23 protein-coding genes are annotated in these 25,155 nt (G+C 38.5%); 14 read left to right on the plus strand and 9 right to left on the minus strand.

Going from position 1 to position 25,155, the window contains the following annotated elements; translation table 11 throughout:
- The 5 genes from QF004_RS02790 to QF004_RS02810 all read left to right on the plus strand — a co-directional run bounded on the left by QF004_RS02790 (position 1) and on the right by QF004_RS02810 (position 4,894).
- A complete protein-coding gene (locus QF004_RS02790) occupies positions 1–534 on the plus strand; it encodes an adenine phosphoribosyltransferase (protein ID WP_133439380.1) in 534 nt (177 codons plus the stop codon).
- Positions 535–656: 122 nt separating this feature from the next.
- Complete coding sequence (locus QF004_RS02795) at positions 657–1,367, plus strand: tetratricopeptide repeat protein (protein ID WP_133439381.1); 711 nt, start codon at positions 657–659, stop codon at positions 1,365–1,367.
- 15 nt (positions 1,368–1,382) lie between these two features.
- Entirely contained in the window at positions 1,383–1,865 is a 483-nt protein-coding gene (gene ribH / locus QF004_RS02800; RefSeq protein WP_133439382.1) for a 6,7-dimethyl-8-ribityllumazine synthase, read from the plus strand.
- Positions 1,866–1,925: 60 nt separating this feature from the next.
- Positions 1,926–4,004: an LTA synthase family protein gene (locus tag QF004_RS02805; RefSeq protein WP_307422439.1), complete on the plus strand. Its 2,079-nt coding sequence runs from the start codon at positions 1,926–1,928 to the stop codon at positions 4,002–4,004.
- A 32-nt stretch (positions 4,005–4,036) separates the two neighbouring features.
- On the plus strand, positions 4,037–4,894 hold the full coding sequence (locus QF004_RS02810; RefSeq protein WP_307422442.1) for a neutral zinc metallopeptidase: 858 nt from the start codon (positions 4,037–4,039) through the stop codon (positions 4,892–4,894).
- A 156-nt stretch (positions 4,895–5,050) separates the two neighbouring features.
- Here the strand turns inward: QF004_RS02810 and QF004_RS02815 are convergent, their stop codons facing one another.
- The 3 genes from QF004_RS02815 to QF004_RS02825 all read right to left on the minus strand — a co-directional run bounded on the left by QF004_RS02815 (position 5,051) and on the right by QF004_RS02825 (position 7,838).
- A complete protein-coding gene (locus tag QF004_RS02815; protein ID WP_307422445.1) occupies positions 5,051–5,296 on the minus strand; it encodes a YtxH domain-containing protein in 246 nt (81 codons plus the stop codon).
- Positions 5,297–5,474: 178 nt separating this feature from the next.
- Complete coding sequence (gene pruA, locus QF004_RS02820) at positions 5,475–7,100, minus strand: L-glutamate gamma-semialdehyde dehydrogenase (RefSeq protein WP_307422448.1); 1,626 nt, start codon at positions 7,098–7,100, stop codon at positions 5,475–5,477.
- Between the two features lie 84 nt (positions 7,101–7,184).
- Positions 7,185–7,838 (minus strand): metal-dependent transcriptional regulator, encoded by a 654-nt coding sequence (locus tag QF004_RS02825; protein WP_133439387.1) that lies wholly within the window; start codon positions 7,836–7,838, stop codon positions 7,185–7,187.
- 275 nt (positions 7,839–8,113) lie between these two features.
- Here QF004_RS02825 and QF004_RS02830 point away from each other — a divergent pair, with 275 nt between their 5' ends.
- Positions 8,114–9,145: a low specificity L-threonine aldolase gene (locus tag QF004_RS02830; RefSeq protein ID WP_307422451.1), complete on the plus strand. Its 1,032-nt coding sequence runs from the start codon at positions 8,114–8,116 to the stop codon at positions 9,143–9,145.
- Positions 9,142–10,485: a M28 family metallopeptidase gene (locus tag QF004_RS02835; RefSeq protein WP_307422454.1), complete on the plus strand. Its 1,344-nt coding sequence runs from the start codon at positions 9,142–9,144 to the stop codon at positions 10,483–10,485. Before QF004_RS02830 ends, QF004_RS02835 begins: the two co-directional genes overlap by 4 nt.
- A 59-nt stretch (positions 10,486–10,544) precedes the next feature.
- Here the strand turns inward: QF004_RS02835 and QF004_RS02840 are convergent, their stop codons facing one another.
- Together QF004_RS02840 and QF004_RS02845 are read right to left on the minus strand one after the other, a co-directional pair.
- Positions 10,545–11,354: an enoyl-ACP reductase gene (locus QF004_RS02840; protein WP_133439390.1), complete on the minus strand. Its 810-nt coding sequence runs from the start codon at positions 11,352–11,354 to the stop codon at positions 10,545–10,547.
- 97 nt (positions 11,355–11,451) lie between these two features.
- Entirely contained in the window at positions 11,452–11,751 is a 300-nt protein-coding gene (locus QF004_RS02845) for a hypothetical protein (protein WP_133439391.1), read from the minus strand.
- Between the two features lie 188 nt (positions 11,752–11,939).
- On the opposite strand from QF004_RS02845, the gene QF004_RS02850 reads away from it, so the two are divergent.
- Positions 11,940–12,500 carry a DNA-3-methyladenine glycosylase I gene (locus QF004_RS02850; protein ID WP_307422459.1) on the plus strand — a complete coding sequence of 187 codons (561 nt, stop codon included), beginning with the start codon at positions 11,940–11,942 and terminating at the stop codon, positions 12,498–12,500.
- Positions 12,501–12,537: 37 nt separating this feature from the next.
- Here QF004_RS02850 and QF004_RS02855 read toward each other — a convergent pair whose 3' ends face one another.
- The 3 genes from QF004_RS02855 to QF004_RS02865 all read right to left on the minus strand — a co-directional run bounded on the left by QF004_RS02855 (position 12,538) and on the right by QF004_RS02865 (position 14,492).
- The gene (locus tag QF004_RS02855; RefSeq protein ID WP_307422461.1) at positions 12,538–13,071 is read right to left on the minus strand and encodes a hypothetical protein; all 534 of its coding nucleotides are present in this window, start codon (positions 13,069–13,071) and stop codon (positions 12,538–12,540) included.
- A gap of 157 nt (positions 13,072–13,228) precedes the next feature.
- A complete protein-coding gene (locus QF004_RS02860; protein WP_307422464.1) occupies positions 13,229–14,083 on the minus strand; it encodes a nucleoside phosphorylase in 855 nt (284 codons plus the stop codon).
- 85 nt (positions 14,084–14,168) lie between these two features.
- Entirely contained in the window at positions 14,169–14,492 is a 324-nt protein-coding gene (locus QF004_RS02865; protein ID WP_133439395.1) for a translation initiation factor, read from the minus strand.
- Positions 14,493–14,828: 336 nt separating this feature from the next.
- Between QF004_RS02865 and QF004_RS02870 the strand changes: the two genes are divergently transcribed.
- The 5 genes from QF004_RS02870 to QF004_RS02890 all read left to right on the plus strand — a co-directional run bounded on the left by QF004_RS02870 (position 14,829) and on the right by QF004_RS02890 (position 21,731).
- The gene (locus QF004_RS02870; RefSeq protein WP_307422466.1) at positions 14,829–15,275 is read left to right on the plus strand and encodes a transcriptional regulator; all 447 of its coding nucleotides are present in this window, start codon (positions 14,829–14,831) and stop codon (positions 15,273–15,275) included.
- A 64-nt stretch (positions 15,276–15,339) separates the two neighbouring features.
- Positions 15,340–16,569, plus strand: coding sequence for an efflux RND transporter periplasmic adaptor subunit (locus QF004_RS02875; RefSeq protein ID WP_307422468.1), 1,230 nt, complete (start codon positions 15,340–15,342; stop codon positions 16,567–16,569).
- Between the two features lie 4 nt (positions 16,570–16,573).
- Positions 16,574–19,726, plus strand: a complete 3,153-nt coding sequence (locus QF004_RS02880) for an efflux RND transporter permease subunit (protein WP_307422470.1) — start codon at positions 16,574–16,576, stop codon at positions 19,724–19,726.
- 34 nt (positions 19,727–19,760) lie between these two features.
- On the plus strand, positions 19,761–21,170 hold the full coding sequence (locus QF004_RS02885) for an efflux transporter outer membrane subunit (protein WP_307422472.1): 1,410 nt from the start codon (positions 19,761–19,763) through the stop codon (positions 21,168–21,170).
- A gap of 36 nt (positions 21,171–21,206) precedes the next feature.
- Positions 21,207–21,731 carry a 2'-5' RNA ligase family protein gene (locus QF004_RS02890; protein ID WP_307422475.1) on the plus strand — a complete coding sequence of 175 codons (525 nt, stop codon included), beginning with the start codon at positions 21,207–21,209 and terminating at the stop codon, positions 21,729–21,731.
- Between the two features lie 75 nt (positions 21,732–21,806).
- On the opposite strand, the gene QF004_RS02895 is transcribed toward QF004_RS02890, so the two are convergent.
- On the minus strand, positions 21,807–22,343 hold the full coding sequence (locus QF004_RS02895; protein ID WP_307422477.1) for an RNA methyltransferase: 537 nt from the start codon (positions 22,341–22,343) through the stop codon (positions 21,807–21,809).
- 73 nt (positions 22,344–22,416) lie between these two features.
- On the opposite strand from QF004_RS02895, the gene mutS reads away from it, so the two are divergent.
- The gene (mutS, locus tag QF004_RS02900) at positions 22,417–25,002 is read left to right on the plus strand and encodes a DNA mismatch repair protein MutS (RefSeq protein ID WP_307422479.1); all 2,586 of its coding nucleotides are present in this window, start codon (positions 22,417–22,419) and stop codon (positions 25,000–25,002) included.
- Positions 25,003–25,155: the final 153 nt, after the last annotated feature.

The following is a 25,155-nucleotide window of genomic DNA, read 5'->3' on the forward strand; positions in this document are numbered from 1 at the left end:
ATGAATCAGCAACTTGTTCAGGATTTAAAAAATACCATTCAGAATATTCCTGATTTTCCGCAACCGGGAATTCAGTTTAAAGATATAACCCCGATATTTCTCAATCCAAAACTTTATGAAGAGGTCATTGCGGACCTGGCCAGTTTCAGCCGGGGTAAAATCGACGCCGTCTGCGGGATCGAAAGCCGCGGTTATCTTTTCGGCATTGCCATTGCCGTGGCCTTGGATGTGCCTTTTATTCTGATCCGGAAGCAGGGGAAATTGCCGCCCCCTTTTGTAAGTCAGAAGTACGACCTCGAGTACGGTTCGGCAGAAATAGAAATGCGGACGGGACAATTACAACCCGGACAAAGAATTCTGATTCACGATGATTTATTGGCCACTGGAGGAACAACTGAAGCAGCCGCACATCTTGTTCAAAAGCAAGGCGGAATTGTTTCGCAGTTCAGTTTCTTAATCGGGCTAAAAGATCTGGAAGGTGAAAAGAGGCTCGAAAAATTCGGAGCCGAAGTTCATCAGATATTAACCTATTGACCTAAAATATAACAATTTAGAGCTTTCCTGAAATTAAAATTTAACTGAAAATGTTTTTTTGAGCATAATTTTGTATATCGTTTAAAAACAGTTAAATTTGCACTTCAATTTTTATCAAAATTATGGCAAAATTCAATTCCCGCACCAGCAAAAAAGAAATGGAAGGTAAGGAAACTGTAGAAGTTTTCAAAGACCTCGACAGAGGTGCACTCGATACTGAGCGATTTCTCGAAAAAAATGCTAAATCTTTAATGATCGTTTTCGGTGTATTGTTGGCAGGCGTTTTAGGATATTTTGCTTTTCAGCAGTTTTACGAAGCACCAAGAAATGAAGAAGCTACTTTAAGCTACCTTGCTGCCCAGAAAAATTTGGCAGACGGAAAAGACGATTTGGCTTTAGGTGGAAAAAGCGCAGCAAACCCAGGTTATTTAGGGACTTATAAGGAGTACTCGGGAACCAAGGTGGGTAAACTTTCTTCTTACAACGCCGGATTAATTAAATTTAAAGAAGGCAAATACCAGGAAGCTTACGACCTTCTGGATAATTTTTCTTCTGACAACAAAGTTTTAATGGCTTTGAAATATGGCGCCATGGCAGACAGCCAGGCCAACCTTAATAAAAGCGACGATGCGTTGTCTCTTTTGAACAAAGCAATTTCAGCTTCAGATGATCCTTATACTTCTTATTACTTTACAAGAAAAGCAGGAATCGTAGCATTGGCTTTGAAAAAGAACGCCGACGCGAAAAAATATTTCTCTACCATCGACGAAAAATATCAGGATTACGATAATGGAATGTCTGACTCGTATATCGAAATGGTAAAATATTACTAATTAAAAAATACTATAATGGCGACTGTAAATCTTTCTGATTATCAACCATTACAACTACACGATGCCGGTTCTTTCAGAATTGGCATTGTCGTTTCAGAATGGAATGATTTTATAACCTTTAACCTACGGGACGGTGCTCTGGAAGTGCTGAAAAAAGAAGGCGTAAAAGAAGAACATATCAAAGTTTTTAAAGTTCCCGGGGCTTTTGAACTCAATTATGCTTCGATGCAGCTCTGCAAAACAGGATATTTCGATGCCATCATCGCCATCGGATGTGTCATACGGGGCGAGACTTCACATTTTGATTATGTCTGTTCTGCAGTAGCACAGGGAATTAAGGACTGTAATGTATTAACAAATGTTCCAACCATTTTCTGTCTTTTAACGGATGACACCAAAGAACAGTCGATCGCCAGAAGTGGCGGTGCCTTGGGAAATAAAGGAATCGAAGCCGCTGTGACTGCACTGCAGATGATTGACTTTAAAAGAAAACTGTAATAAGTTCCGCTTTTTGCAATTTAAAATAACTGACCCGTAAAAGTCAAAAATCATACGTTTATGTACGCATCAAAACTGAAACCTTATTTGTATTTGGGCCTTTTCTACGGCGTGGTTTCCCTGATTGTAAGGATCATATTTATCTTTCATCCTATCACCAATGTGAAGTTTGGACTTTTTGAAAGTTTGAAAATTCTCTTTATCGGTGGTTTAACGGATGTGTTTGTTTTTATTTTAGCGAGCAGCATCTTTGCGCTTTATTCTTTGTTTTTATCAGATTCAAAATATAAAAAACCTTATGGATCTGTCATTTTCGGGCTTTTGGTTTTGGCATTTATATATACCGCCTTCGTTCCGGGGAATATTTTCAAACAATATGGCGGCTCTTTTCCGGAAGTGGCGATGGGTTTTATCGGCTTGAAAACTTTGCTTTTTGGATTAATGCTTTTCCTTCCTGCGCAAAGAATTAAGATTAGAAATATTCTGTATTTCATTACGCTTTTTCTATATGTTTTATTAATTATTTTTAATGGAGTCAGCGAATATTTTTTCTGGAATGAATTCGGGGTCCGCTATAATTTCATCGCCGTTGATTATCTGATTTACACCAACGAAGTCATTGGGAATATTATGGAGAGTTATCCCGTAATCCCATTGTTTGCTGCGATTTTATCTCTTACTGTAATCGTAACGTGGTATATTTATAAAAAAACAAAACAAGAATTGCTGACGCTGCCAAACTTCGTGCAGAAATTGATTCTGCTGTTTTCATTCATCGTTTTATGCGGAATCAGTTTAGTCATCATTCCTAAATTAGGAAAAATAAAAACAGACAATACGTTCGCAGCGGAAATTCAGGCCAACGGTTTTCCGAAATTTTTCAATGCGTTCACTCAAAAGGAACTGGATTATTTTCAGTTCTATCCGACCATTAATCAGCAAACTGCGGAAACTGACTTTTTAAAGCAATTTGATCCTCCGACGTTAATCAGAAATATTAATCCTGAAAATCCGGAAGTCCGTAAAAATGTGGTCTTAATTTCAATCGAAAGTCTGTCCGCGGAATTTATGGAGCATTATGGAAATGATCAAAAGATCATGCCGTTCTTAGACAGTCTGGCAGATAAATCCTTGATGTTTACTGATCTTTATGCCACCGGAAACAGAACTGTTCGCGGTTTGGAAGCGCTTACCTTATGTATTCCACCAACGGCGGGAGAAAGTGTGGTAAAGAGAGCGAACAACAAAAATAAGTTCAGTACCGGAAGTGTTTTTAAATCGAAAGGATATGATGTAAAATTCCTTTATGGCGGTTACAGTTACTTTGATAATATGGAGGATTTCTACAAAGGAAACGGGTATGAAATCGTTGACCGGAATAATTTTAAACCGGAAGAAATTACCTTTGCCAATGTTTGGGGAGTGTCCGATGAAGATATGGCCAAGAAAGCCATCGAGGTAATGAACAAGGATGCCAAAGCCGGAAAAACATTCTTTCATCACTGGATGACGGTTTCTAACCACCGGCCGTTTACTTATCCTGACGGAAGAATCGATATCCCCGGAACTGCGAAATCCCGCGAAGGTGGCGTGAAATACACCGATTATTCCATCCGTAAGTTTTTTGAAATGGCTAAGAAACAGGATTGGTATAAAAATACCGTTTTCGTGATTGTTGCCGATCATTGTGCGTCAAGCGCCGGAAAAACGGAACTTCCGATGGATAAATACCGGATTCCGGGAATGATTTTTTCTGAAGGTTTCATAGCGCCACAGAAATTTACGCAGACCATGTCACAGATCGATGTGATGCCGACTTTATTTGGACTGCTTAATTTTAAATACCAGTCGAAGTTTTTAGGTCAGGATGTTTTCACTAAAAATTTTCAGCCGAAAGCCTATGTCGCGACTTATCAGGATTTAGGTCTTATAAAAGATAATTATTTAACCATTATCTCACCGACTAAAAAAGTAAAGCAGTATTCTTTGAGTTTACAGCCATCAAATAATCCCGATGATTTTAAAATCTTTTATGACGAAACGCCGGTTAAGGATTTCCAGCAAAATTTAGTTGAGGATTGTATCTCTGTTTATCAAAGTGTTTCATTTTGGTTGAAAGAAAATAAACTCAATAAATAATTATTTTTGTAATTTTAGCAAAAGATTTAATTATGAAATGGACAAACGACAGAAGCGGAAATGTGGAAGACAGGCGTGGATCTGGCGGTGGAGGCGCCGGTCTTGTCGGTGGCGGACTGGGAACTTTAATCATAGCAGCGATTATATTTTTCCTGGGAGGTGATCCATCGGCGATCTTATCTTCCGGAATGGGGAACGCCGGCCCACAGACAGAACAGCGGGATCTGAATCCCGGCGAACTTAAAGTCCGTGAGTTTGTTGAAATGATTACGGCCGAAAATGAAAAAACATGGACCAAGATATTCAACGAAAGCGGCATGCAGTACAGACCTGCAAAAGTTGTTATGTTTGAAGAGGTTACCCAATCCGGTTGCGGAACTGCGGAAGCAGCAATGGGCCCTTTTTATTGTCCTGCCGATGAAACAGTATATATGGATATGGGTTTCTTCAAAGAACTGGAACAGCGTTTCGGTGCAAAAGTGACCGAGTTCTCCATTGCTTACGTATTGGCGCACGAAATGGGGCATCACGTGCAAACGCTTTTGGGGACGACGCAGAAAGTAGATCAACTGAGAAGCAGCAGAAAATATTCTGAGGCAGAGATGAACCGCGTTTCTGTAGCAACAGAATTACAGGCGGATTTCTACGCCGGTGTTTGGGCCAAACAAACTGACAGCAGGGAGCATATCTTAGAACCGGGCGATATCGAATCTGCGATTTCGGCGGCAGAAGCAGTTGGTGACGATAATATTCAGAAACGGTCGCAAGGTTATGTGAATCAGGAAAGTTTTACGCACGGCAGTTCTTCACAGAGAAAAGACTGGTTTATGAAAGGATATACTACTGGAGATATCCGCCAGGGAGATACTTTTAACGCTTTGCTGAAGTAAAAATTCCTGGAGGGTTTAGTAACCGCCCAAAATTTGAATTCATTTTTGAAATAATAAAATCCCGCTGAGCCGGGATTTTATCGTATAAGAAAAACCGCAGTGTAAATGAATACGCTGCGGTTTACTTAAATATATGAATGTAATAAAATGTGTCTTTTATTGTTGTTGGTTTACAGAGTCTTCCACTGAAGTTTTTGCCTGATGTACCTTATCCTGCACTTGTGATGCAACATCACCCGCTTTGGATTTCAGATCATTTCCCCACTTGTTGAAATTATCTTTCGCTGTATTTACTTTGTCTTTTACTGCCTGCTGCTCTTCCGGTGTAGAATTTTTATATTTCCACCAAGCTAAAGCTCCAAGTCCTAACAGTGCTAATAATCCATTCTTTTTAGTACCCATAATTGTCTGTTTTAATTTTTAATGAAAAGTAATTTGATACCTTGACTATGTAAATTTTGTGCCAAAGAGAATTTTCGAGTTATTAATGTTTTGTTAAATTATTAATAAAAAAAGAAATCCGTCCTATTAACTGCATAGGACGGATGATTATTTTAATTTTAATTAAAAGTATGGATGTTTATCCTAAGTAAGGATACTTATAATCTTTGGGCGAAACAAAAGTTTCTTTAATGCTTCTTACCGAAACCCATCTCAGTAAATTCATTTTAGAACCGGCTTTATCGTTGGTTCCTGAAGCTCTTGCTCCACCAAAAGGCTGCTGTCCTACGACTGCTCCTGTTGGTTTGTCATTGATGTAGAAGTTTCCTGCAGCGTTTTCTAAAGCTTTGTAAGCTTCGTCAATAGCATATCGGTCTTGGGAGAAAATCGCTCCGGTTAAAGAATAAGGGGAAGTTTCATCAACCAATTTCAAGGTTGCTGTCCAGTCTTTATCTTCATAAACATAAACAGAAAGGATTGGCCCGAAGATTTCTTCGCAAACCGATTCATATCTTGGGTTAGAAGCTTCAATCACAGTAGGTTCTACGAACCATCCTTTTGAGTCGTCGCATTTCCCGCCGATTACGATTTTCGCGTCGCTTGATTTTTCTGCTCTCTCAATATATCCCTTACATTTTTCGAAAGAATTTTTATCGATTACCGCGTTGACGAAATTCGACGGATCTTCAGGGCTTCCCATTTTAATGGTTTTCATCTGCGCGATCATCACTTCCTTCACCTCGTTCCAAAGCGATTGAGGAACGTACGCTCTTGAAGCTGCAGAGCATTTCTGCCCCTGATATTCGAAAGCGCCACGGACCATCGCAGTGGCCACTGCTTCTACATTTGCAGAAGGATGTACCATGATGAAATCTTTTCCACCGGTTTCCCCAACAATTCTTGGGTAGGTTTTGTAGGTGTGAATATTGTCGCCCATCATTTTCCATAAATTCTGGAATACTTTGGTAGAACCGGTGAAGTGAAGTCCTGCAAAATCAGGATGTGCCAGTACCTTTTCAGCGGTTTCTTTTCCGTCGGTGAAAATCATGTTGATAACCCCTGCAGGTAAACCCGCTTCGATAAGAGCTTCCATAATCACTTTTGCGGAATAAATCTGTTTGTCGGAAGGCTTCCAAACCACCACATTCCCCATCATTGCCATACAGGTTGGTAGGTTTCCGGCAATTGCAGTAAAGTTAAACGGCGTAACTGCAAAACAGAAACCTTCTAACGGACGGTATTCTGATCTGTTCCAGATTCCACTGTCTGAAACCGGTTGCTCGCTGTACATTTCTGTCATGAATTCTACGTTGAAGCGTAAAAAATCGATGAACTCACAGGCTGCATCAATCTCTGCCTGATGAACGTTTTTACTTTGTGCAATCATGGTTGCTGCGTTCAAACGGTCTCTGTACGGACCGGCGATTAAATCAGCCGCTTTCAGGAAAATCGCTGCACGGTGTTCCCAACCCAGATTATTCCATTTTTCTCTGGCTGCTAAAGCGGAATTTATCGCATCATCAACATGGCTCATGTCTCCTTTATGGTAAAATCCTAAATTATGTTGGTGATCCTGCGGAGAATTCATGACTACTTTATCGGCAGTTTTAATTTCTTTTCCGTTGATGACCATCGGTATTTCAACTTTCTCTTTCCACATTTTTTTATAAGTCGCGATCAGGGATTTTACCTCCTCTGAGCCCGGTTCATAAGTTCTAACCGGCTCGTTTACAGCGAAAGGAACCTGTGAAATTGCTTTTGACATATTTTTTAATTTTTATTGATTTAATGAATGTTACAAAGTTAAGGGAATTAGATTAATGTTCCAACATGAGAACCGTTACAAAATTCAGCGCTTGACCAGAATTTTGTCGCAAACCATTTTACTCAGTGTGATTTTATTTCCATCCTCTTTCAAAATACTCATGGACTGATCGTACTTTTCGATTTCCATGATCTGTAGTTTTTTGCCTAATTCCAATTCTTTACTATTGAGATAACTCAGAAATTCATCGTCAGAAACCGTTACCGAACTGAAAATAACGGGATCACCGATTTTGCAGCTGCTTAATTTTTGTAAATCCAGGGCGATGATATTTCCTTCTTTATCCGGAATCGGTTCGCCGTGCGGATCGAATTTTGGATATTGCAGAATCTCATCCATCTTATCGAAGAAAATATCAGAATGCACGTGCTCTAACTGTTCGGCAATTTCATGTACGTTTTCCCAACCAAAATTCATTTTTTCGACCAGAAACATTTCGGTAAGCCTGTGTTTTCTTACAATTAAGGCGGCCTGTTTATTCCCTTCTTCTGTTATTCTTAAAGGTTTGTAGGTTTCATAGATGATCCAGTTTTTTTGCGCAAACTTTTTCATCATATTATTAACACTGGGCATTTTTACATTTAAAAACTTGCTCAACTCATTTACAGTCACTGTGTTGTCGTCGTTTCTTAAATGAAAGATTGCTTTAAGGTAATTTTCTTCAGTAAGTGAAATCATAAAGTTAGATTGATGGTTGTGCAAATCTAACAAAATTAAAGCGTGTAAAAAATTACACGCTTTAATTTAAATAAAAATAAATGAAGGAAAATTCACATCTTTTTTTACAAATTTGAACCGAAAGTCCAATTCTAAAAATTGATGTTAAAAAAATGGTTATTAGTTTTATATTTTGTTAGTTTGATGATGCAAAGATGAATTAATTTATTTTTAAAATAAAGGTTTTTTCACCTATTTTGTATGGTTTTATTCACCCTTTTTTCTAAATTTAGTCCATGAAATATTCCTTTAAAAATGATTATGCCGAAGGCGCTCATCCTTTGGTTTTGGAAGCTTTGGTTCGCTCTAATCTTACCCAACAAAACGGCTACGGTCTGGACGAATTTTCGGTAAATTCGGAGCGCATTATCCAGCAGAAAATGAAAAACCCTAAGGCTAAAGTTTTTTTGGTTTCGGGAGGGACGCAGGCGAACTTAATTGTTATTTCGGCTTTTTTAAGACCACACGAAAGTGTTGTGTCCGCGGCGACCGGCCATATCTTCACCAATGAAAGCGGAGCAATCGAAGCGACGGGGCATAAAGTACACGGCATTGAAAATACAGACGGAAAAATTCGTCCTGCTGATATTCAAAAACTTATTGATGCTCATCAAAATAAACCCCATCAGGTGAAACAGAAAATGGTTTATATCTCGAACTCCACAGAGTTGGGAACGATTTATTCAAAGAAGGAACTGATCGATTTATACCGATTTTGTCAGGAAAAAGATCTTTATCTATTTGTTGACGGGGCCAGGTTAGGCCATGCTTTAACTGCCGAAACCAACGATTTGACCTTAGAGGATTTTGGCAGATATACCGATGCGTTTTATTTGGGTGGAACTAAAAACGGAGCTTTAATCGGGGAAGCAATTGTCATTAATAATGAAAATTTACAGGAGGAATTCGGGTTTCATTTAAAACAAAAAGGAGCCATGCTTGCAAAAGGCCGGTTGCTTGGCATCCAATTTCAGGAACTGTTGAAAGATGATCTTTATTTCGATCTGGCAAAGCATGCCAATGAGCAAGCCATGAAAATTAAGGAAGCTTTTAAACAGATCGGTTGCGATTTTCTGTGTGAAACTTTTACGAATCAGATATTCCCAATTTTAAATAACAATCAAATCGACCAGCTTTCCACTGACTTTGATTTTTACGTTTGGAAGAAACTGGACGAGGAAAAAGCTGCGGTCCGCTTAATTACTTCCTGGGCAACAAGCGATGAGATTATCAAAAAATTCATCAACGAAATAAAAAATTTAAAATGAAAAAATCAGTCTTCTTTTTGAGCGTATTGCTCTCAGTGGTTATCAATGCGCAAAAACAGGAAAAGGATCCTGAAATTTCAGCATATGTAAAATCGGTCAGCAAAGATTCGCTCCGGGCGAACATTGAAAAGCTGGTTAGTTTCGGAACGCGCCATACGATGAGTTCTACCACCGATAAAGATAAAGGAATCGGTGCTGCAAGAAACTGGGTCTTATCAAAGTTTAAAAATTACGCAAAAAATACGGGCGGAAGAATGGAAGTTTATCTCCAAAATGAAGATTTGCAACCCGACGGAAAGAGAATCAATAAAGTCACAAATCTGGGGAATGCAATTGCGTTTTTAAAAGGAACCGATCCCAAGGATCAAAGAGTCATTATTATTTCAGGTCACCTGGATTCCCGGGTTTCTGATGTGCTGAATTCGACTGATTATGCGCCAGGCGCTAATGATGACGGAAGCGGAGTTGCTGCGGTGATTGAAGCAGCGCGGGTTTTAAGCAAATCAAAGTTCCCGGCTTCTATTTTGTTTGTCGCAGTAAGTGGTGAAGAACAGGGATTATTGGGAGCGAAAATGCTTGCAGATAAAGCGAAAGCAGAGCATTGGCAAGTGGAAGCCGTACTGAATAATGACATGATTGGCAACAACAGTTTCGATGCACCAAAGAATGACGGAACCCCGAAACTGAGAGTTTTCAGCGAAGGTCTTCCCGCTTTTGAAACCGAAAAAACGGCCGCAAAGATCCGGAACTTTGGTTTGGAAAATGACGGAAATGCGCGCCAGCTTGCACGTTACGTAAAAGAAATTGGTGAGCAATATGTGAAGAATATCGACATCAAACTGATTTACAGAAACGACCGTTTTCTACGCGGTGGCGATCATACTCCGTTTGTTAACAACGGATTGACGGCGGTGCGCTTAACGGATTATTACGAAAATTACGACCATCAACATCAGGACATCAGAACGGAAGATAATAAAAAATATGGCGACCTGATTGAGTTCATGGACTTTGATTATTTGAAAACAAATACTGCGGTAAATGTTGCGGTGTTAGCCAATTTAGCAAAATCAACCCCTCAGCCTGAAAATGTGGTGATGGATGTGAAAGAGCTTTCTAATTCGACCAAACTGAGTTGGGAAAAACCCATTTCAGGAAAAGTAAAAGGATATTATATTTTATACAGAGAAACGGACAGTTCTGTCTGGACTCATAAAATTTTCACCGCCGACACTTCGTACACGGTTCCGCTTTCCAAGGATAATTACCTTTTTGCGGTACAGAGTATTTCGGTTTCCGGAAACCAAAGTTTGCCGGTGATTCCGAAAGTATCCAGATAAAAAAAATCGTCCCGTTATTGAACGGGACGATTTTTATATTTTAACTAAAAGTTTAGTTATTATAAATCTTCAAATTTATCTACAATTTTCTGTGAAACTCCCGTTTTGCTGAAACCACCATCATGGAAAAGATTTTGCATGGTTACTTTTCTCGTTAAATCTGAGAAAAGACTTACACAATAGTTTGCACAATCCAATGCATCGGCATTTCCAAGCGGAGACATATCATCTGCGAAATTGAAAAAGCCGCTGATACCTTTCACACCAGCTCCAGCTTTCGTCATTACCGGAGATTGAGAAATGGTATTTACGCGCACTTTTCTGTCGCCCCAATAATATCCGAAACTTCTTGCAATACTTTCCAGGTATGATTTGTTGTCTGCCATATCACCGTAGTTCGGGAATACGCGTTGTGCAGCGATATAAGTTAAGGCCAAAATAGAGCCCCATTCGTTCATGATATCTCGGTCCCAAGCTGCTTTCATTACTTTGTGAAAAGATACCGAAGAAACATCCCAACCTTTTTCTAAGAAATCGTAATTAAGATCAGTATATGATTTTCCTTTTCTAATGTTTACCGACATTCCAATGGAGTGCAGGATAAAATCAATCTTTCCAAATTTTTCTTCAGCATGAGCAAAAAGTTTATCCAAATCTTCAACAGAAGTTGCATCTGCAGCAATAACATCTGAACCGGTTTTTTTGGCCAGTTCATCAATTTCTCCCATTCTCATTGCGATTGGTGCGTTGGAAAGAATAAATTCAGCTCCTTCTTCATGGCATCTTTCTGCAACTTTCCATGCGATCGACTGATCGTTTAAAGCTCCGAAGATAATTCCTTTCTTCCCTTTTAGTAATCCGTATGACATAATCTTAATTTTAGACAAATTTAAAAAATTTTTATTGTTTAACGCATAAAAAAAGAGCCGTAAGTAGTACGACTCTTTTTCTTATCTGTTATTTAATTTAGTTAGTGGATTTTCTAACTTCTGATTTTGCATCTTCTGCAGTATCTTTGGTTTTATCCCAAGCATCATCTGCTACGTCTTTGGTTTTTTCCCATGCGCTGGAGACGGCATCTTTCGTATCATGCCAAGCATCTGCTACATTTTCTTTCGCTCTTTCCAGCCAACCTTCGTGAGTTGGTTCTGCATTTTTTTCTTTTTGTTCGCGGATGTAATCTTTGGCTCTGTCAGCATAGTCGCTTACGGTCCATTTTGCTTTTTCTACTGCGTTTTCTGCTTTGTTATAATCCTGTCTGTCCATAATAGTAATTTTTAATGTTAATATTTAGTTATTGAAAGTATAATTAGCGGATAACTTGCAAGTTCTATTCCTAAAAAGTCAAATTTTTGTTAAACCTATTATAAAGTTTTCTTAAAATTGTGATTTATTGTTTTTCACATCGTCGTTTTCAGACATTTGTTTTCTATTTTTGAAATAAAGTTTAACAGATGGAAATAGTGCGCTGCGGTTGGTCGGAAAAAGATGATTTGTATCGGAGATATCATGATGAAGAATGGGGCAAACCTGTTTACGATGATGAAACTATCTTTGAATTTCTGGTTTTAGAAAGTTTTCAGGCCGGACTTTCCTGGTATACCATTTTGAAGAAAAGAGAAAATTTTAAGGAGTCATTTGATCATTTTAATTACCAGATAATTGCAGAATATGCTGAGGATAAAGTGGAAGAGTTGATGAATAATGCCGGAATTATAAGAAACAGATTAAAGATTTTAGCCACTATAAATAATGCTCAGAAATTTCAGGAAGTGCAAAAAGAGTTCGGGACTTTTTCAAAATACATCTGGAATTTTGTGGGTGGAAAACCCATTATCAATCACCCTAAAACTTTACAGGACGTTCCGGCTACGACTGAAATTTCAGATGCTTTGGCAAAAGATTTAAAGAAGCGGGGATTTAAGTTTTTAGGCTCAACCGTGGTTTACGCGCATATGCAGGCAACGGGCATGGTTGATGATCATGTGGTTGATTGTCACTGCAGCAATTTATAAAATATCGCTTCGAACAATTAGATTCAACTCCATGTTATTAATATCGATCGTTTAATATTCTCTCAGAGTATTCTTTGCCAATTGTTTTTTCATCAACTAACTTTATAACGTAAAGTAGGAATGATGGAGTTTGTTTTATAGGCTGTGGTACTTTATGTAACGAGTGGCTGTATAATTTGATTTTACCGCTCAAAAGTAATTTAGCATATAATTCATTAACACTCTTTAAATCTTGTTGTGACATTATCTGAAATTCAAGATTGAAAACCCTTTGATCAAAAGTTGTAATCTTCGCAAAATTATTTTTGCCGACGTAATTCCATGGCCCGAAATATTTGTTGCTGAATGTAATCCTTAGTTGTCCCTTGAAATAATTAGTAAATATCTCTAAGCTTTGAATTTCAGGATATTCTAGTTTAGTAGATTTAATTTGAATATATTCTTCATCAAAAATCAATACTCCAATAATATCTGAGTTGAGTTTTTCATAATCAAAGATAGCATAGATTAAAATTGCAAAAAGCGCTATTATTGAAGTGTAAATTGCTATTTCTGCTCCATTATGTACCAATTTTAATATTATATAAAAGAGTGCAAAATAGCAAAGCAACAACCGTTGTGCATTGTTTATGCAACCTAATATGTTTTTCCTTTTTTGTAGAATGTTAAATGTCATCATAAAAAAAATGCCGAAGCACTAACTCCGGCAAAAATATAGAATGTATTTCTTATTTAATAATTCTGTCCAAAACCCACTCGATCATATTTTTTTCTGAAGCGTGGTGATCGGCGGAAAATTCGCCTCTTCTTCTGTTTGCAATAACAGAATTCACAGTGATTGCTTTGTGTCCCAGTAATTTAGAAAGTGCGTAGATCGCAGAAGTTTCCATCTCGAAATTGGTAATTCCTAAATCATTTAAAGTTTCCAGGAATTGGTCATCAATTGCTTTCAAACGTAGCTGTCTTCCCTGTGGTGCGTAGAAACCCGGGAAAGTCGCGGTGTTTCCGTGGTATTTTGCATCCTTATAATATTTGCCCATTTCTTTAGACCAATCAGAAAAATACAGCATCGGTTTGATTTTTTCGTAAGGGAATTTTGACATGAAGGTCTTAGAAAATTCATTTTCAAATGCATAATCAGAGTAGAAATGCATCAGCCCATCAAGCCCAACCACATTTTCTGTTACCAACATATTGTCAACTTCCACATCAGGATTCACACTTCCACAAGTTCCCATTCTGAATAATTCCAGAGCCGTATGATCAGTTTTAAACTCTTTGTTTTTCAGATCGATATTCACCAGCGCATCCAGTTCGTTCATTACGATATCGATGTTTTCGGTTCCGATTCCGGTGGACATTACCGTAATTCTTTCACCGCGCAAGGTTCCGGTGTGCGTATAAAATTCTCTTTTATTTTTTTTGATTTCGATTTTGTCAAAATATTTGGAAACTTTCGGAACACGGTCCGGATCACCCACCAACATGATTTTTCCGGCAATATCTTCCGGTAATAAGTTTAAGTGATAGACACTTCCGTCGTCATTGAGCACCAATTCTGATGCAGCTAATTTATTAAGCATATTCTATTTTTTATTTTTAAATTATTGTTTCGCAGGCTTTCCGTCTTGCGTTCCCAGCGGTCTTTTATTTCCTATCCGTCTTTTATTAACCGCCGACCCGTTTCGTTTTATAGCCCATCTCTTTCAGGATGACCATTATTTTATCGCGGTTGTCTCCCTGGATGATAATTATGCCGTCTTTTTCAGAACCGCCAATTCCTAAGGTAGTTTTTATTTTCTTGGAAATTTTTTTCAGGGCGTCTTCACTGCCTTCGAAGCCTTCAACTAAAGTTACCGGTTTACCATGTCTTCCCTTTTTTTCAAATTTACAGATGAGCGGTTCTTTCTGCACGAATTTCTCTACCGGCATTTCGAAATCCTGTTCTTCGTGATCAGGGAATATATTTTTGAGTTGATCTCTTAAATCCATCTAACAAAATTAATAAATTAATATGGGTTTTCATCTCAAACTAATTCTTTTCCAAGCAGAAAATACAATTAATGATGTTTTCATCTACGTATCTCCTTTTTTAATCATCATGAAGATTTTTTAACGCAATGGCGTAAAGATTTCATTTTACCAACAGGCTGTTTTTCATTCTTCTTTTACACTTAGCAGGGGTAGAAAAATATATCTTTATTATTAATTGCAGATATACCTATTTTCATTCATTTCAATTGATATAATCATAAAATATTCATAAAATTTAAGTTTGGTTCGTTTTGTTCAGAACTAATTTATATTTTTGCAGATTAAATTAAAATAATGATACAAATCGACAAGGCCTTATTTTGTGATATGGTCAAGTTTTATGGGGAAGCCTTCCATTTGCCGCCACTTGCTGCAAAAATCTATTCATATCTGATTTTCGATTTTGAGAGGGAAGGCGTTTCTTTTGATGAATTTGTAGTGGTTTTTTCGGCCAGCAAAAGTTCCATTTCATCAAATCTTAATTTGCTCCTAAATCTTAATATCATTACCGACTTTAATAAAATCGATGAAAGGAAACGGTTTTTTGTGATGAATGAAAAATACATGAAAATTCGTTTCGAAGAAATTATCGAAAAAATGGAAAATGAATTATCGCTTTTAAATAAGCTGAAAGCCTTCCGCAACACCAGTGACGAAAATGCATTGCGAAAGTTTGAGGTTTACAGTAACCTTTTTAATAAAAGTATTACTAATATAAAAGATACGCTTGATCAACTTTAAATAATACGAAATCCAACTTCATTTAGGGAAAAATCCGGTGAAGTTTCATTATAAAATTAAATTCATGAAAAATAAAATTATTTTATTGTCTTTCGCTGCTTTGTCGGTTTTATCCTGCAAAAAAGAAGATGGTAAACCTGCTCAAGGCCCAAAAGTTGTGACAACCGTTGCGGTTGAAAATAGAAATGTGACCGGGTATTCTACGTTTCCGGCAAGCATCGAAGGCCGTGTAAACAACGATGTCCGTGCAAAAATGCAGGGATATATCACGCAGGTTTTGGTAGATGAAGGGCAGTATGTTACGAAAGGTCAGCCATTGTTCCGTTTAGAAACTAATTCATTAAGTCAGTCTGCAAATGCTGCAAAAGCAGGAGTAGGTGCGGCGCAATCCAGCGTTTCTGCCGCAGGTGCCAACGTAAAAGCTGCGCAGTCTGCAGTAAGCGCAGCGCAGGTAGAGGTGAATAAACTGAAACCTTTGGTAGAAAAAAATATTATCAGTAATGTACAGCTGCAAACTGCAGAAGCGAATCTGGCGAGGGCCCAGGCTCAGGTTGCCCAGGCTGTTGCCGCTAAGCAACAGGCTTCTGCTGGCGTTGCCCAGGCCCAGGCTAATTACCAAGGTGCTCAGGCAAATGTTGATTACTCTGTGATCCGTGCTCCCATTTCTGGAGTGATTGGTAAAATTAATTTCCGTACCGGAAGTTTGGTTGGTCCCGGAGATCCGATGCCTATTTCCACCGTTTCGGATACCAGCGAGTTGTATGCCTATTTTTCAATGAACGAAAAGCAATATCTTGATTTTCTGAAAAATTCTGTCGGAGCGACTGTTCCCGAAAAAATAAAAAACATGCCGGCCATCGAACTATTATTGGCAAATGGCGATTTATATGAAGAGAAAGGTTACGTGAAAGCAGTGACCGGGCAAATCGATGCCAACACAGGAAGTATTCAGTTCCGGGTTTCTTTCCCCAATCCGAAAAAATTATTGAGCAACGGAAATAGCGGAACGGTTAGAATTCCGATTACATATGATAATGCATTGGTCATCCCTGAAAGTGCTACTATTGAGCAACAAGGTTTGGTTTACATTTATAAAGTAAAACAAGATACTGCGAAGAGTGCTGTGATTTCCGTAATCGATCGTGTGAATAATATGGTCGTTATAAAAGATGGAGCCCAGAAAGGAGATGTCGTTGTTGCGGAAGGTGTGGGAACTTTAAAATCTGGAAGTCTGGTAAAACCACAACCGAAGAAATTTGATGATATTATTAATGCCATAAAACCGATTTTCTAACAAGATGATAAAAAAATTTATAAACAGACCGGTTTTATCAACGGTAATTTCCATCATGATTGTTATTTTGGGAATTCTGGGATTAATTTCTTTACCGGTCACACAGTATCCAGATATTGCACCGCCAACGGTGCGTATCTCTGCAAACTATACCGGAGCCAATGCGCAAACGGTAATGAACAGTGTAGTTATTCCGATTGAAGAACAAGTAAATGGAGTAGAAGGAATGGATTACATTTCTTCTTCTGCCGGCAACAACGGTTCTGCTTCGATTCAAATTTTCTTTAAACAGGGAATTGATCCAGATATCGCAGCGGTAAACGTTCAGAATCAGGTTCAGCGTGCCATTCCGCTTCTTCCTTCTGAGGTGACGAGATCTGGAGTACAGGTGAGCAAGCAGCAGACGAGTGCTTTGATGTTTCTTTCTTTCTACACGGCAAATCCTAACTTAGATGAGGTTTGGTTGCAGAATTATTTGAACATTAATGTTATCCCAGAATTAAAAAGGGTTAATGGTGTCGGTGATGCCCAGGTTTTTGGTGGAAAAAATTATTCCATGAGAATTTGGCTGGATCCTGCGAAAATGGCAGCCTATGGTTTGGAGCCATCAGAAGTTTCTGCCGCAATTAATGATCAATCGAGAGAAGCAGCTGCAGGTGCCTTAGGTGAAAATAGTGGAGGATCATTCCAGTATATTATTACCTACAAAGGAAAATATAATGAAGTTGATGAATTTGACAATATTATTCTGCGTGCACTTGGTAATGGGGAATATCTCCGGTTAAAGGATGTGGCAGAAATTAAACTGGATTCACAATCTTATGCTGGAATTGGTGAAAGTAATGGTAACCGCTCCATCAGTATGGGGATTTTCCAAACACCAGGCTCTAATGCGCAGGATATTATTAACAATATAAAAGTCTTATTAAAAGAAACGGAAAAAACTTTGCCCGAAGGAGTTGGTTATAATATCAACTTTGATACGAATGAATTCTTAGATGCCTCAATTCAAAAAGTAGTTACTACCTTATTAGAAGCATTTGTCTTGGTATTCCTGGTCGTCTTCTTATTTCTACAGGATTTCAGATCGACTCTAATTCCGGCGATTGCCGTCCCGGTTTCGATTATTGGTACCTTCTTTTTTCTGAATTTATTCGGATACTCCATTAACTTATTAACGCTTTTTGCCCTGGTTCTTGCCATTGGAATTGTAGTTGATGATGCAATTGTTGTGGTAGAGGCCGTTCACGCAAAAATGGAAGGTGGTATTACCGATGCAAAAAAAGCTACCGTGGAAGCGATGGACGAAATTACTGGTGCGATTATCTCAATTACTTTGGTAATGGCGGCGGTATTTATCCCTGTAACTTTCCTTACTGGTCCGACAGGAGTTTTCTACCAGCAATTCGGAATCACCTTAATTATTGCGATTTTAATTTCAGCCGTCAACGCTTTGACTTTAAGCCCAGTGCTTTGTGCTATGTTTTTGAAACCGCCTGCTCATCATACGAAAGAATATGCAAGTATGAATTTCATGCAAAAATTCTTTTCTAAATTTAATGCAGGATTTAATGCGGGAACCAAAAAATATGGTCAATCATTTAATTTCATTTTAAGAAATAAATGGATGAGTTTATTGGTCATCTTTGCTGCCGGAGCAGTCACTTTTTGGTGGGCGAGTTCTACCATGCCGACAGGGTTTATCCCGAAGGAAGACCGTGGAATTTTATTTACAGACGTGCAACTGCCACCGGGTGCATCATTGGAAAGAACCTATAATGTTTTATCAGATCTTCAAAAAGAAGCAAGAAAAATTCCGGGCGTTCTAAACGTAACCTTTACGGCGAGTCGCGGATTTATGTCTGGATCCGGTTCAAATGTCGGTCAGGCTTTCATTAAGTTGAAACCATTTGATGAGCGTGGAAAAGCGGACGGTCAAAGTATTGATGAAATTACCGGGCGTTTATTTGGAATCACCAGTAAATATCCCGACGCAAAAATTATTTTCTTCTCCCCACCAAGTGTTCCTGGATTTGGAACGAGTGACGGATTTTCGACTGTTTTACTTGATAAATCTGGTGGCGACATTAATGAACTAAGTAAAGTCACTCAGAGTTTTGTGGGTGCTTTAATGCAAAGGCCGGAAATTCAGTTCGCCTCAACCTCATTTAATACCAACTATCCACAATATCAAATGGTGGTAAATGTGCCTAGAGCAAAAGAAAGTGGGGTTACTTTGAACAGTATTTTAACTACGATGCAAGGATATATTGGTGGGATTTACTCTTCTGATTTCACCAAATACGGAAAGCAGTTTCGGGTAATGATTCAAGCTTTGCCGAATGACAGAAAATCTCCCGAAAACTTAAATTCAATATTTGTTAGAACTGCCTCTGGAAGCATGGCACCTATTTCACAGTTTGTTACTTTGGAAAAAAGCTTTGGGCCACAGTCGCTCGAGCGGTACAACCTATTTACCTCGGTAGCCATTAATGGTTCCAGTAATCCTGGTTTTTCTACAGGAGACGCCATTAAAGCGGTTCAAGAAGTTGCAGCAGAGAATTTGCCGGCCAATTATGATGTTGAATTTACCGGTTTGACAAAAGAAGAAATGAAAGCAGGGTCGCAAACTTATGTGGTGTTTTTATTGAGTTTCCTATTTATTTATTTTATTTTGGCTGCTCAGTATGAAAGTTACCTGTTGCCTTTCTCTGTGATCTTTTCACTTCCTTTAGGGGTAATAGGTGCTTTTTTCGGACAAAGGATTTTCGGGTTGGAGAATAATATTTATTTCCAGATTGCCATTATTATGTTGATTGGATTGCTGGCTAAGAACGCGATTTTGATCGTTGAGTTTGCGGTTCAGCGGCGTCATCATGGGGAGTCAATTGCCATGTCGGCGATTAATGCGGCAAAAGCCAGGTTAAGACCGATTCTGATGACCTCTTTCGCCTTTATCTTTGGGATGGTTCCCTTGGTATTTGCAACCGGAATTGGTTCTGTGGGTAACCGTTCCATTGCGACGGGTGCTGCATCAGGGTTATTAATCGGGACTTTCTTTGGGTTGATTGCCATTCCTGTATTGTACGTTATTTTCCAGTATCTGCAGGAGAAAGTAGTCCCATTGAAAGACAAAGAAATCAACCTCGGAGAATAATTGAAAGTCAAAAACTTTTAAGAAAATTAAAAAAATGAATAAATACTTCAATATAAAAATACTTTCGGTTGTTTTTTCGGCGTTCGTACTGACTTCATGTATGACGCGGGAGAAATATGAAACACCCAAAGAGGCCATCAGCGAGAATCTTTTCCGCACCGATTTATTGCCAAAAGATTCTATAAGTATGGCAACCGTTTCGTGGAGAGAAATTTTCACCGACCCTGTTTTGCAAAAGCATATTGCCAAAGCTTTGGACAATAATTTAGATGTAAGAGTCGCACTGCAAAATATCAGTGCAGCAGATTCTTATTTAAAGCAGAGTAAAGCAGCTTATCTGCCGACTCTTTCCGCAGGTCCAAACTATACTTTCCAGACGCAGTCGCTGAATACGCAGTCGGGACAGCTTTTGAATCAAAGAAATTACGGCAGTCAGTTTGATGTTACTGCAAATGTTGGCTGGGAAGCCGATATTTGGGGAAAACTGAAATCTCAGCAAAAAGCCCAGTTAGCGGCTTATTTGGGAACTGTAGCTGCGCATCAGGCAGTAAAAAGTGATTTGGTTGCGGCAGTTGCATCGGCTTATTACCAATTGTTGACTTTCGATGATCAGAAAAGAATCATCAACGAAACCATCATTTTAAGAAATAAAAACTTAGAAACCACCAAAGCATTGAAGGATGCCGGAACGGTAACTGAAGTCGCAGTTCAACAAAGTGAAGCTCTGGTTTTCAATGCAGAATCTATGCTGATCAGTATTGATATTCAGATTGCCTTGCTCGAAAACACCCTTAGCGTTTTGATGGGTGAACCTGCGCACGCCATCGAAAGAACCAGTATTGCTGCACAGAAAATGCCAGTGAGTCTGGCGCTGGGTTATCCTGCGAATCTGTTGCAAAACCGTCCTGACGTAAAAGCTGCCGAATATAATTTAATGAACGCTTTTGAACTGACCAATGCCGCGAAAGCTAATTTCTACCCAAGTTTACGGTTGACCGGAAGTGCCGGAATTGTGGCCAAAGATCTGGATCAACTGTTCAGTGCGAGTTCTCTTTTTGCTAATGTCGTAACAGGTTTGGCACAGCCGATTTTAAATAAAAGACAGATCAAGACCCAATACGAAGTCAGTTTAGCACAGAAAGAAATTGCTTATCTGAACTTTAGAAAATCACTGTTAAATGCCGGAAGAGAAGTTTCTGACGCGTTGAAGATTTATCAGTCGCAAGACGGTTTCATCAATTTGAAAAGAAAAGAAATGAATGCGTACAAAAACTCTGTGAACTATTCCCAGGAATTGGTGAATTACGGAATGGCAAACTATCTGGAAGTCATCAATGCAAGTGTGAATCAGCTGAATGCTGAGCTGAATATTTCAACCGCGGAATATTCTAAACTGGATGCAGGAATTGAGTTGTACCGCGCACTTGGCGGCGGTTGGAGATAATTTTTGGAAAAGGGATGCGGAAACCAAAATTTTCAAATGAGTTTATATTTTATTGCAGTTGTTCCTCATAAGGGACTTCGTCAGAAAGCCAGAGTTTTCAGTAAAGATTTTGCTGAAAGATTTAACTCTGTAAAATCATTTGAAAACTTCCCTCATATCACCATTATTAAGCCTTTTCATTTCGATGAAAATCAGGAAAAAATATTGGTTGAAAGTTTCTCTTTAATGAATTTGAAATGCACTCCTTTTGAGGTGTTTCTGAAAAATTTCGGATGTTTTCCGAATAAAGAAAAACCGGTTATTTTTATCAAGCCCGAAAACTCAACTGAACTTCAACATCTGTACGATGAGGTTCAGCCGCTGATGAAATTTCATTCTTATGCGAAAATTCATCCTCATCTTACGGTCGCATACAAAGATTTAAGCCCGGAAAATTTTCAGAAAGCCTGGCAGGAATATCAGACAAAAACTTTTGAAGATTGTTTTTTAGTGGATAAAATCTGTCTTTTCAAACATGAAAATAGAAAGTGGAATCTTCTTAAAATCAAACATTTAGGATAATTATTTATTTGCCACGAATGCACGGATGTTTTTCAAATTTTACTGAAAACTCATTCGTGCATTCGTGGCAATTCTTTATTTTAAATATTTAAAGAATTCCCACATCACAATTCCGCCACACACAGAAACATTTAAAGAATGCTTCGTTCCCAACTGAGGAATCTCCAGGAAAGTATCGTAATATGACAGCGCTTCATCGCTCAATCCATCCACTTCGTTTCCTAAAACCAAAGCGTATTTTTCGTCTTTATTAATGGAGTAATCGGTGATCACTTTTGAGTCGGATGTCTGCTCGATTCCTATAATTTTGAAGTTTTCCTTTTTTAAATTCTGAAGTGCTTCGGAAATGTCTTTTTCATAAACCCAATCGACGCTTTCGGTAGCTCCCAAAGCGGCTTTGTGAATTTCGCGGTGCGGCGGTTGCGGCGTAATCCCGCACAACACCACTTTTTCGATTAAGAAAGCATCTGCCGTTCGGAAAATTGCACCCACATTGTGCATGCTCCGAACATTATCCAAAACGACAACGAGGGGTGTTTTTTTTGCTTCTTTGAAGGTTTCGATATCTATTCTTCCTAATTCTTCGAGTTTCAGTTTCTTTGTGGATGACATTTTCGTATTTTTGGCAAAATTAAGGTTTTTCAATCTTAATGTTTTGAATTAAATAATTTTTAAAATCATTTCCGTGGCTAAAGAAAAGAAAGAAACTCCTTTAATGACTCAGTACAATACCATCAAGGCGAAATATCCCGATGCGCTTTTGCTGTTCCGAGTAGGAGATTTCTATGAAACTTTCGGAACGGATGCGATTAGAACGTCGCAGATTTTAGGAATCGTTTTGACCAAAAGAGCCAATGGTGAAGGTCATATCGAACTCGCTGGTTTTCCGCATCATTCTGTGGATTCTTATTTGCCGAAACTCGTCAGGGCCGGACTTCGCGTTGCTATTTGTGATCAACTCGAAGATCCAAAAGGAGTGAAAGGAATTGTAAAACGGGGCGTCACAGAATTGATTACGCCTGGCGTTACCTTTAATGAGCAGGTTTTATCTTCCAAGAAAAATAATTTCTTGCTTTCTGTACATAAAGTTAAGGAAAAATACGGATTGGCTTTGGTGGATGTCTCTACGGGCGAATTCTTGACTTCAGAAGGAAATTTGGAACAGCTGCTTCATATTGTCGGAACTTTTGATCCGAGTGAAATTATTTATCAGCGAACCACCGAACTGCCTTCCCAGCTGAAAAACCGCAATTCTTTTAAACTCGAAGACTGGGCTTTTCAGTACAATTATGCTTACGAAAAACTGACCAATCATTTTAAAACCAATTCGTTAAAAGGGTTCGGTATTGAGGATTTAAAATTAGGAATTGTCGCAGCCGGCGCGATCTTTGCTTATTTAGTTGAAGACACGCATCATGCTCTTTTACAGCATATTACCAAGATAAAACTGATTCCGAAAGATGATTATCTGATGATGGATCATTTTACTTTGCGGAATTTAGAAATCGTTTATTCCAGCAGTCAGCAGGGCAAATCTTTGCTCGATATTATCGATAAAACTTCGACTCCGATGGGAGGAAGATTATTGAGAAGGAGATTAATTCTGCCTTTAAAATCCGTCGCTGAAATCAACAGGAGATTAGATTTAATCGAGTTTTTTAATAGAGAAGAAAATCTCAAATATGAGCTTTTGCAGTTATTGAAAACGATTTCAGATCTGGACCGTTTGATGGGGAAACTGGCCTCGGAAAAAATTTCACCGAAAGAAGTAGGTTACCTCCGCCAGAGTTTGATAAACATTCAGAAAATTAAAGAACTGCTGCATGCTCACCATGAAGTTTTGGCGTGGCTGTCACCTTTAATTAACGTTGATGAACTCATTATTTATTTGACGAATTATTTGAATGACGATCTTCCGGTGAATATTTCAAAAGGAAATGTAATAAAAACCGGCATTTCCGAAGAACTTGATCATTTGCGCGGCCTTCAAAGCAAAGGAAAAAATTTCCTCGACGAAATGTGCGACCGCGAAGTAAAGCGCACCGGAATCACCAGTTTGAAAATTAATTTTAATAATGTTTTCGGCTATTTTATTGAAGTCAGAAATTCACATAAAGATAAAGTTCCCGAAGACTGGATCCGCAAGCAAACTCTGGTGAATGCGGAAAGATACATTACCGAAGAACTGAAAGAATACGAAGAACAAATTCTTGGCGCTGAAGAAAAGATTTCAAAAATCGAACATTTGCTGTACCGAAAGGTTTGTGAAAATGTGATGGTTTACATCGATCAGATTCAGGAAAATTCCAAAATTATTGCCGAATTAGATTGCGGCGTTGGCTTATCTGAACTCGCCGTTTCTGAATCTTATACCAAACCGGTTTTAAATGAAGGTTTTGAAATTGATTTAAAAGAAGCGCGACATCCAATCATTGAAAATGCTTTGCCGTTGGGCGAAAAATATATTCCGAATGATTTGTTTCTGTCGAAAGATTCGCAGCAGATTATCATGGTTACCGGTCCGAATATGGCGGGTAAATCGGCCATTCTCAGACAAACTGCCATCATTTGTCTGATGGCTCAAATCGGAAGTTTTGTTCCGGCAAAACATGCTGAAATTGGTATTTTAGATAAAATTTTCACCAGAGTTGGCGCGACCGATAATATTTCTTCCGGCGAATCTACTTTCATGGTAGAAATGAATGAAGCGGCGAATATTCTCAATAATATTTCGGAAAGAAGTCTGATTCTTTTAGACGAAATCGGACGCGGAACTTCAACCTATGACGGAGTTTCCATCGCTTGGGCGATCGCAGAATATCTGCACCAACATCCGACGCAGGCGAAAACTTTGTTCGCAACGCATTATCACGAACTGAATGAAATGACGGTAAATTTTGACAGAATTAAAAACTTTCACGTTTCGATTCAGGAAAATAAAGGAAATATTATTTTCATGCGGAAACTCCTTCCGGGCGGCAGCGAACACAGTTTCGGGATCCACGTCGCCAAGTTAGCGGGAATGCCTTCAAAAGTCGTCAACCGCGCGAATGAAGTTTTGAAAACTTTAGAAAAAAGCCGTTCGCAAAGCGGCTCCAAAGATTCTGCAAAAGTGATTACGGACGAAAGTCTGCAGCTTTCTTTCTTCCAGTTGGATGATCCGGTTTTAGAAAATATCCGCGAAGAATTACTGAAGATCGATATCAATACATTGACGCCAATCGAAGCTTTGATGAAGTTGAACTCAATTAAGAAAATGATTGGGCGGTAAATCCTAAACATTTTTTAATTTGAAATATTAAAATTTGATTAATGAATAAAAAGATTTAAGATTTCGTTCGGAAATAGAAACTTAACGACTTTTGTACAAACGTAAAAATCCCGAAAAATTCGGGATTTTTTTCTTGTGGTAAAATTTGAAAGA

Source organism: Chryseobacterium sp. MDT2-18 (assembly GCF_030815285.1).
Taxonomy (GTDB): Bacteria; Bacteroidota; Bacteroidia; order Flavobacteriales; family Weeksellaceae; genus Kaistella; species Kaistella salivictor.

Bases quoted from the DNA above. Each gene is read 5' to 3' on its own strand.
- QF004_RS02885 (WP_307422472.1), top strand. From the start codon at position 19,761: ATGAATAAATACTTCAATATAAAAATACTTTCGGTTGTTTTTTCGGCG.
- QF004_RS02850 (WP_307422459.1), top strand. From the start codon at position 11,940: ATGGAAATAGTGCGCTGCGGTTGGTCGGAAAAAGATGATTTGTATCGG.
- QF004_RS02865 (WP_133439395.1), bottom strand. From the start codon at position 14,492: ATGGATTTAAGAGATCAACTCAAAAATATATTCCCTGATCACGAAGAA.
- QF004_RS02830 (WP_307422451.1), top strand. From the start codon at position 8,114: ATGAAATATTCCTTTAAAAATGATTATGCCGAAGGCGCTCATCCTTTG.
- QF004_RS02790 (WP_133439380.1), top strand. From the start codon at position 1: ATGAATCAGCAACTTGTTCAGGATTTAAAAAATACCATTCAGAATATT.
- QF004_RS02860 (WP_307422464.1), bottom strand. From the start codon at position 14,083: ATGCTTAATAAATTAGCTGCATCAGAATTGGTGCTCAATGACGACGGA.
- QF004_RS02840 (WP_133439390.1), bottom strand. From the start codon at position 11,354: ATGTCATACGGATTACTAAAAGGGAAGAAAGGAATTATCTTCGGAGCT.
- QF004_RS02810 (WP_307422442.1), top strand. From the start codon at position 4,037: ATGAAATGGACAAACGACAGAAGCGGAAATGTGGAAGACAGGCGTGGA.
- QF004_RS02805 (WP_307422439.1), top strand. From the start codon at position 1,926: ATGTACGCATCAAAACTGAAACCTTATTTGTATTTGGGCCTTTTCTAC.
- QF004_RS02815 (WP_307422445.1), bottom strand. From the start codon at position 5,296: ATGGGTACTAAAAAGAATGGATTATTAGCACTGTTAGGACTTGGAGCT.
- QF004_RS02875 (WP_307422468.1), top strand. From the start codon at position 15,340: ATGAAAAATAAAATTATTTTATTGTCTTTCGCTGCTTTGTCGGTTTTA.
- QF004_RS02845 (WP_133439391.1), bottom strand. From the start codon at position 11,751: ATGGACAGACAGGATTATAACAAAGCAGAAAACGCAGTAGAAAAAGCA.
- ribH (WP_133439382.1), top strand. From the start codon at position 1,383: ATGGCGACTGTAAATCTTTCTGATTATCAACCATTACAACTACACGAT.
- QF004_RS02890 (WP_307422475.1), top strand. From the start codon at position 21,207: ATGAGTTTATATTTTATTGCAGTTGTTCCTCATAAGGGACTTCGTCAG.
- QF004_RS02880 (WP_307422470.1), top strand. From the start codon at position 16,574: ATGATAAAAAAATTTATAAACAGACCGGTTTTATCAACGGTAATTTCC.
- QF004_RS02870 (WP_307422466.1), top strand. From the start codon at position 14,829: ATGATACAAATCGACAAGGCCTTATTTTGTGATATGGTCAAGTTTTAT.
- QF004_RS02795 (WP_133439381.1), top strand. From the start codon at position 657: ATGGCAAAATTCAATTCCCGCACCAGCAAAAAAGAAATGGAAGGTAAG.
- QF004_RS02895 (WP_307422477.1), bottom strand. From the start codon at position 22,343: ATGTCATCCACAAAGAAACTGAAACTCGAAGAATTAGGAAGAATAGAT.
- pruA (WP_307422448.1), bottom strand. From the start codon at position 7,100: ATGTCAAAAGCAATTTCACAGGTTCCTTTCGCTGTAAACGAGCCGGTT.
- QF004_RS02835 (WP_307422454.1), top strand. From the start codon at position 9,142: ATGAAAAAATCAGTCTTCTTTTTGAGCGTATTGCTCTCAGTGGTTATC.
- QF004_RS02825 (WP_133439387.1), bottom strand. From the start codon at position 7,838: ATGATTTCACTTACTGAAGAAAATTACCTTAAAGCAATCTTTCATTTA.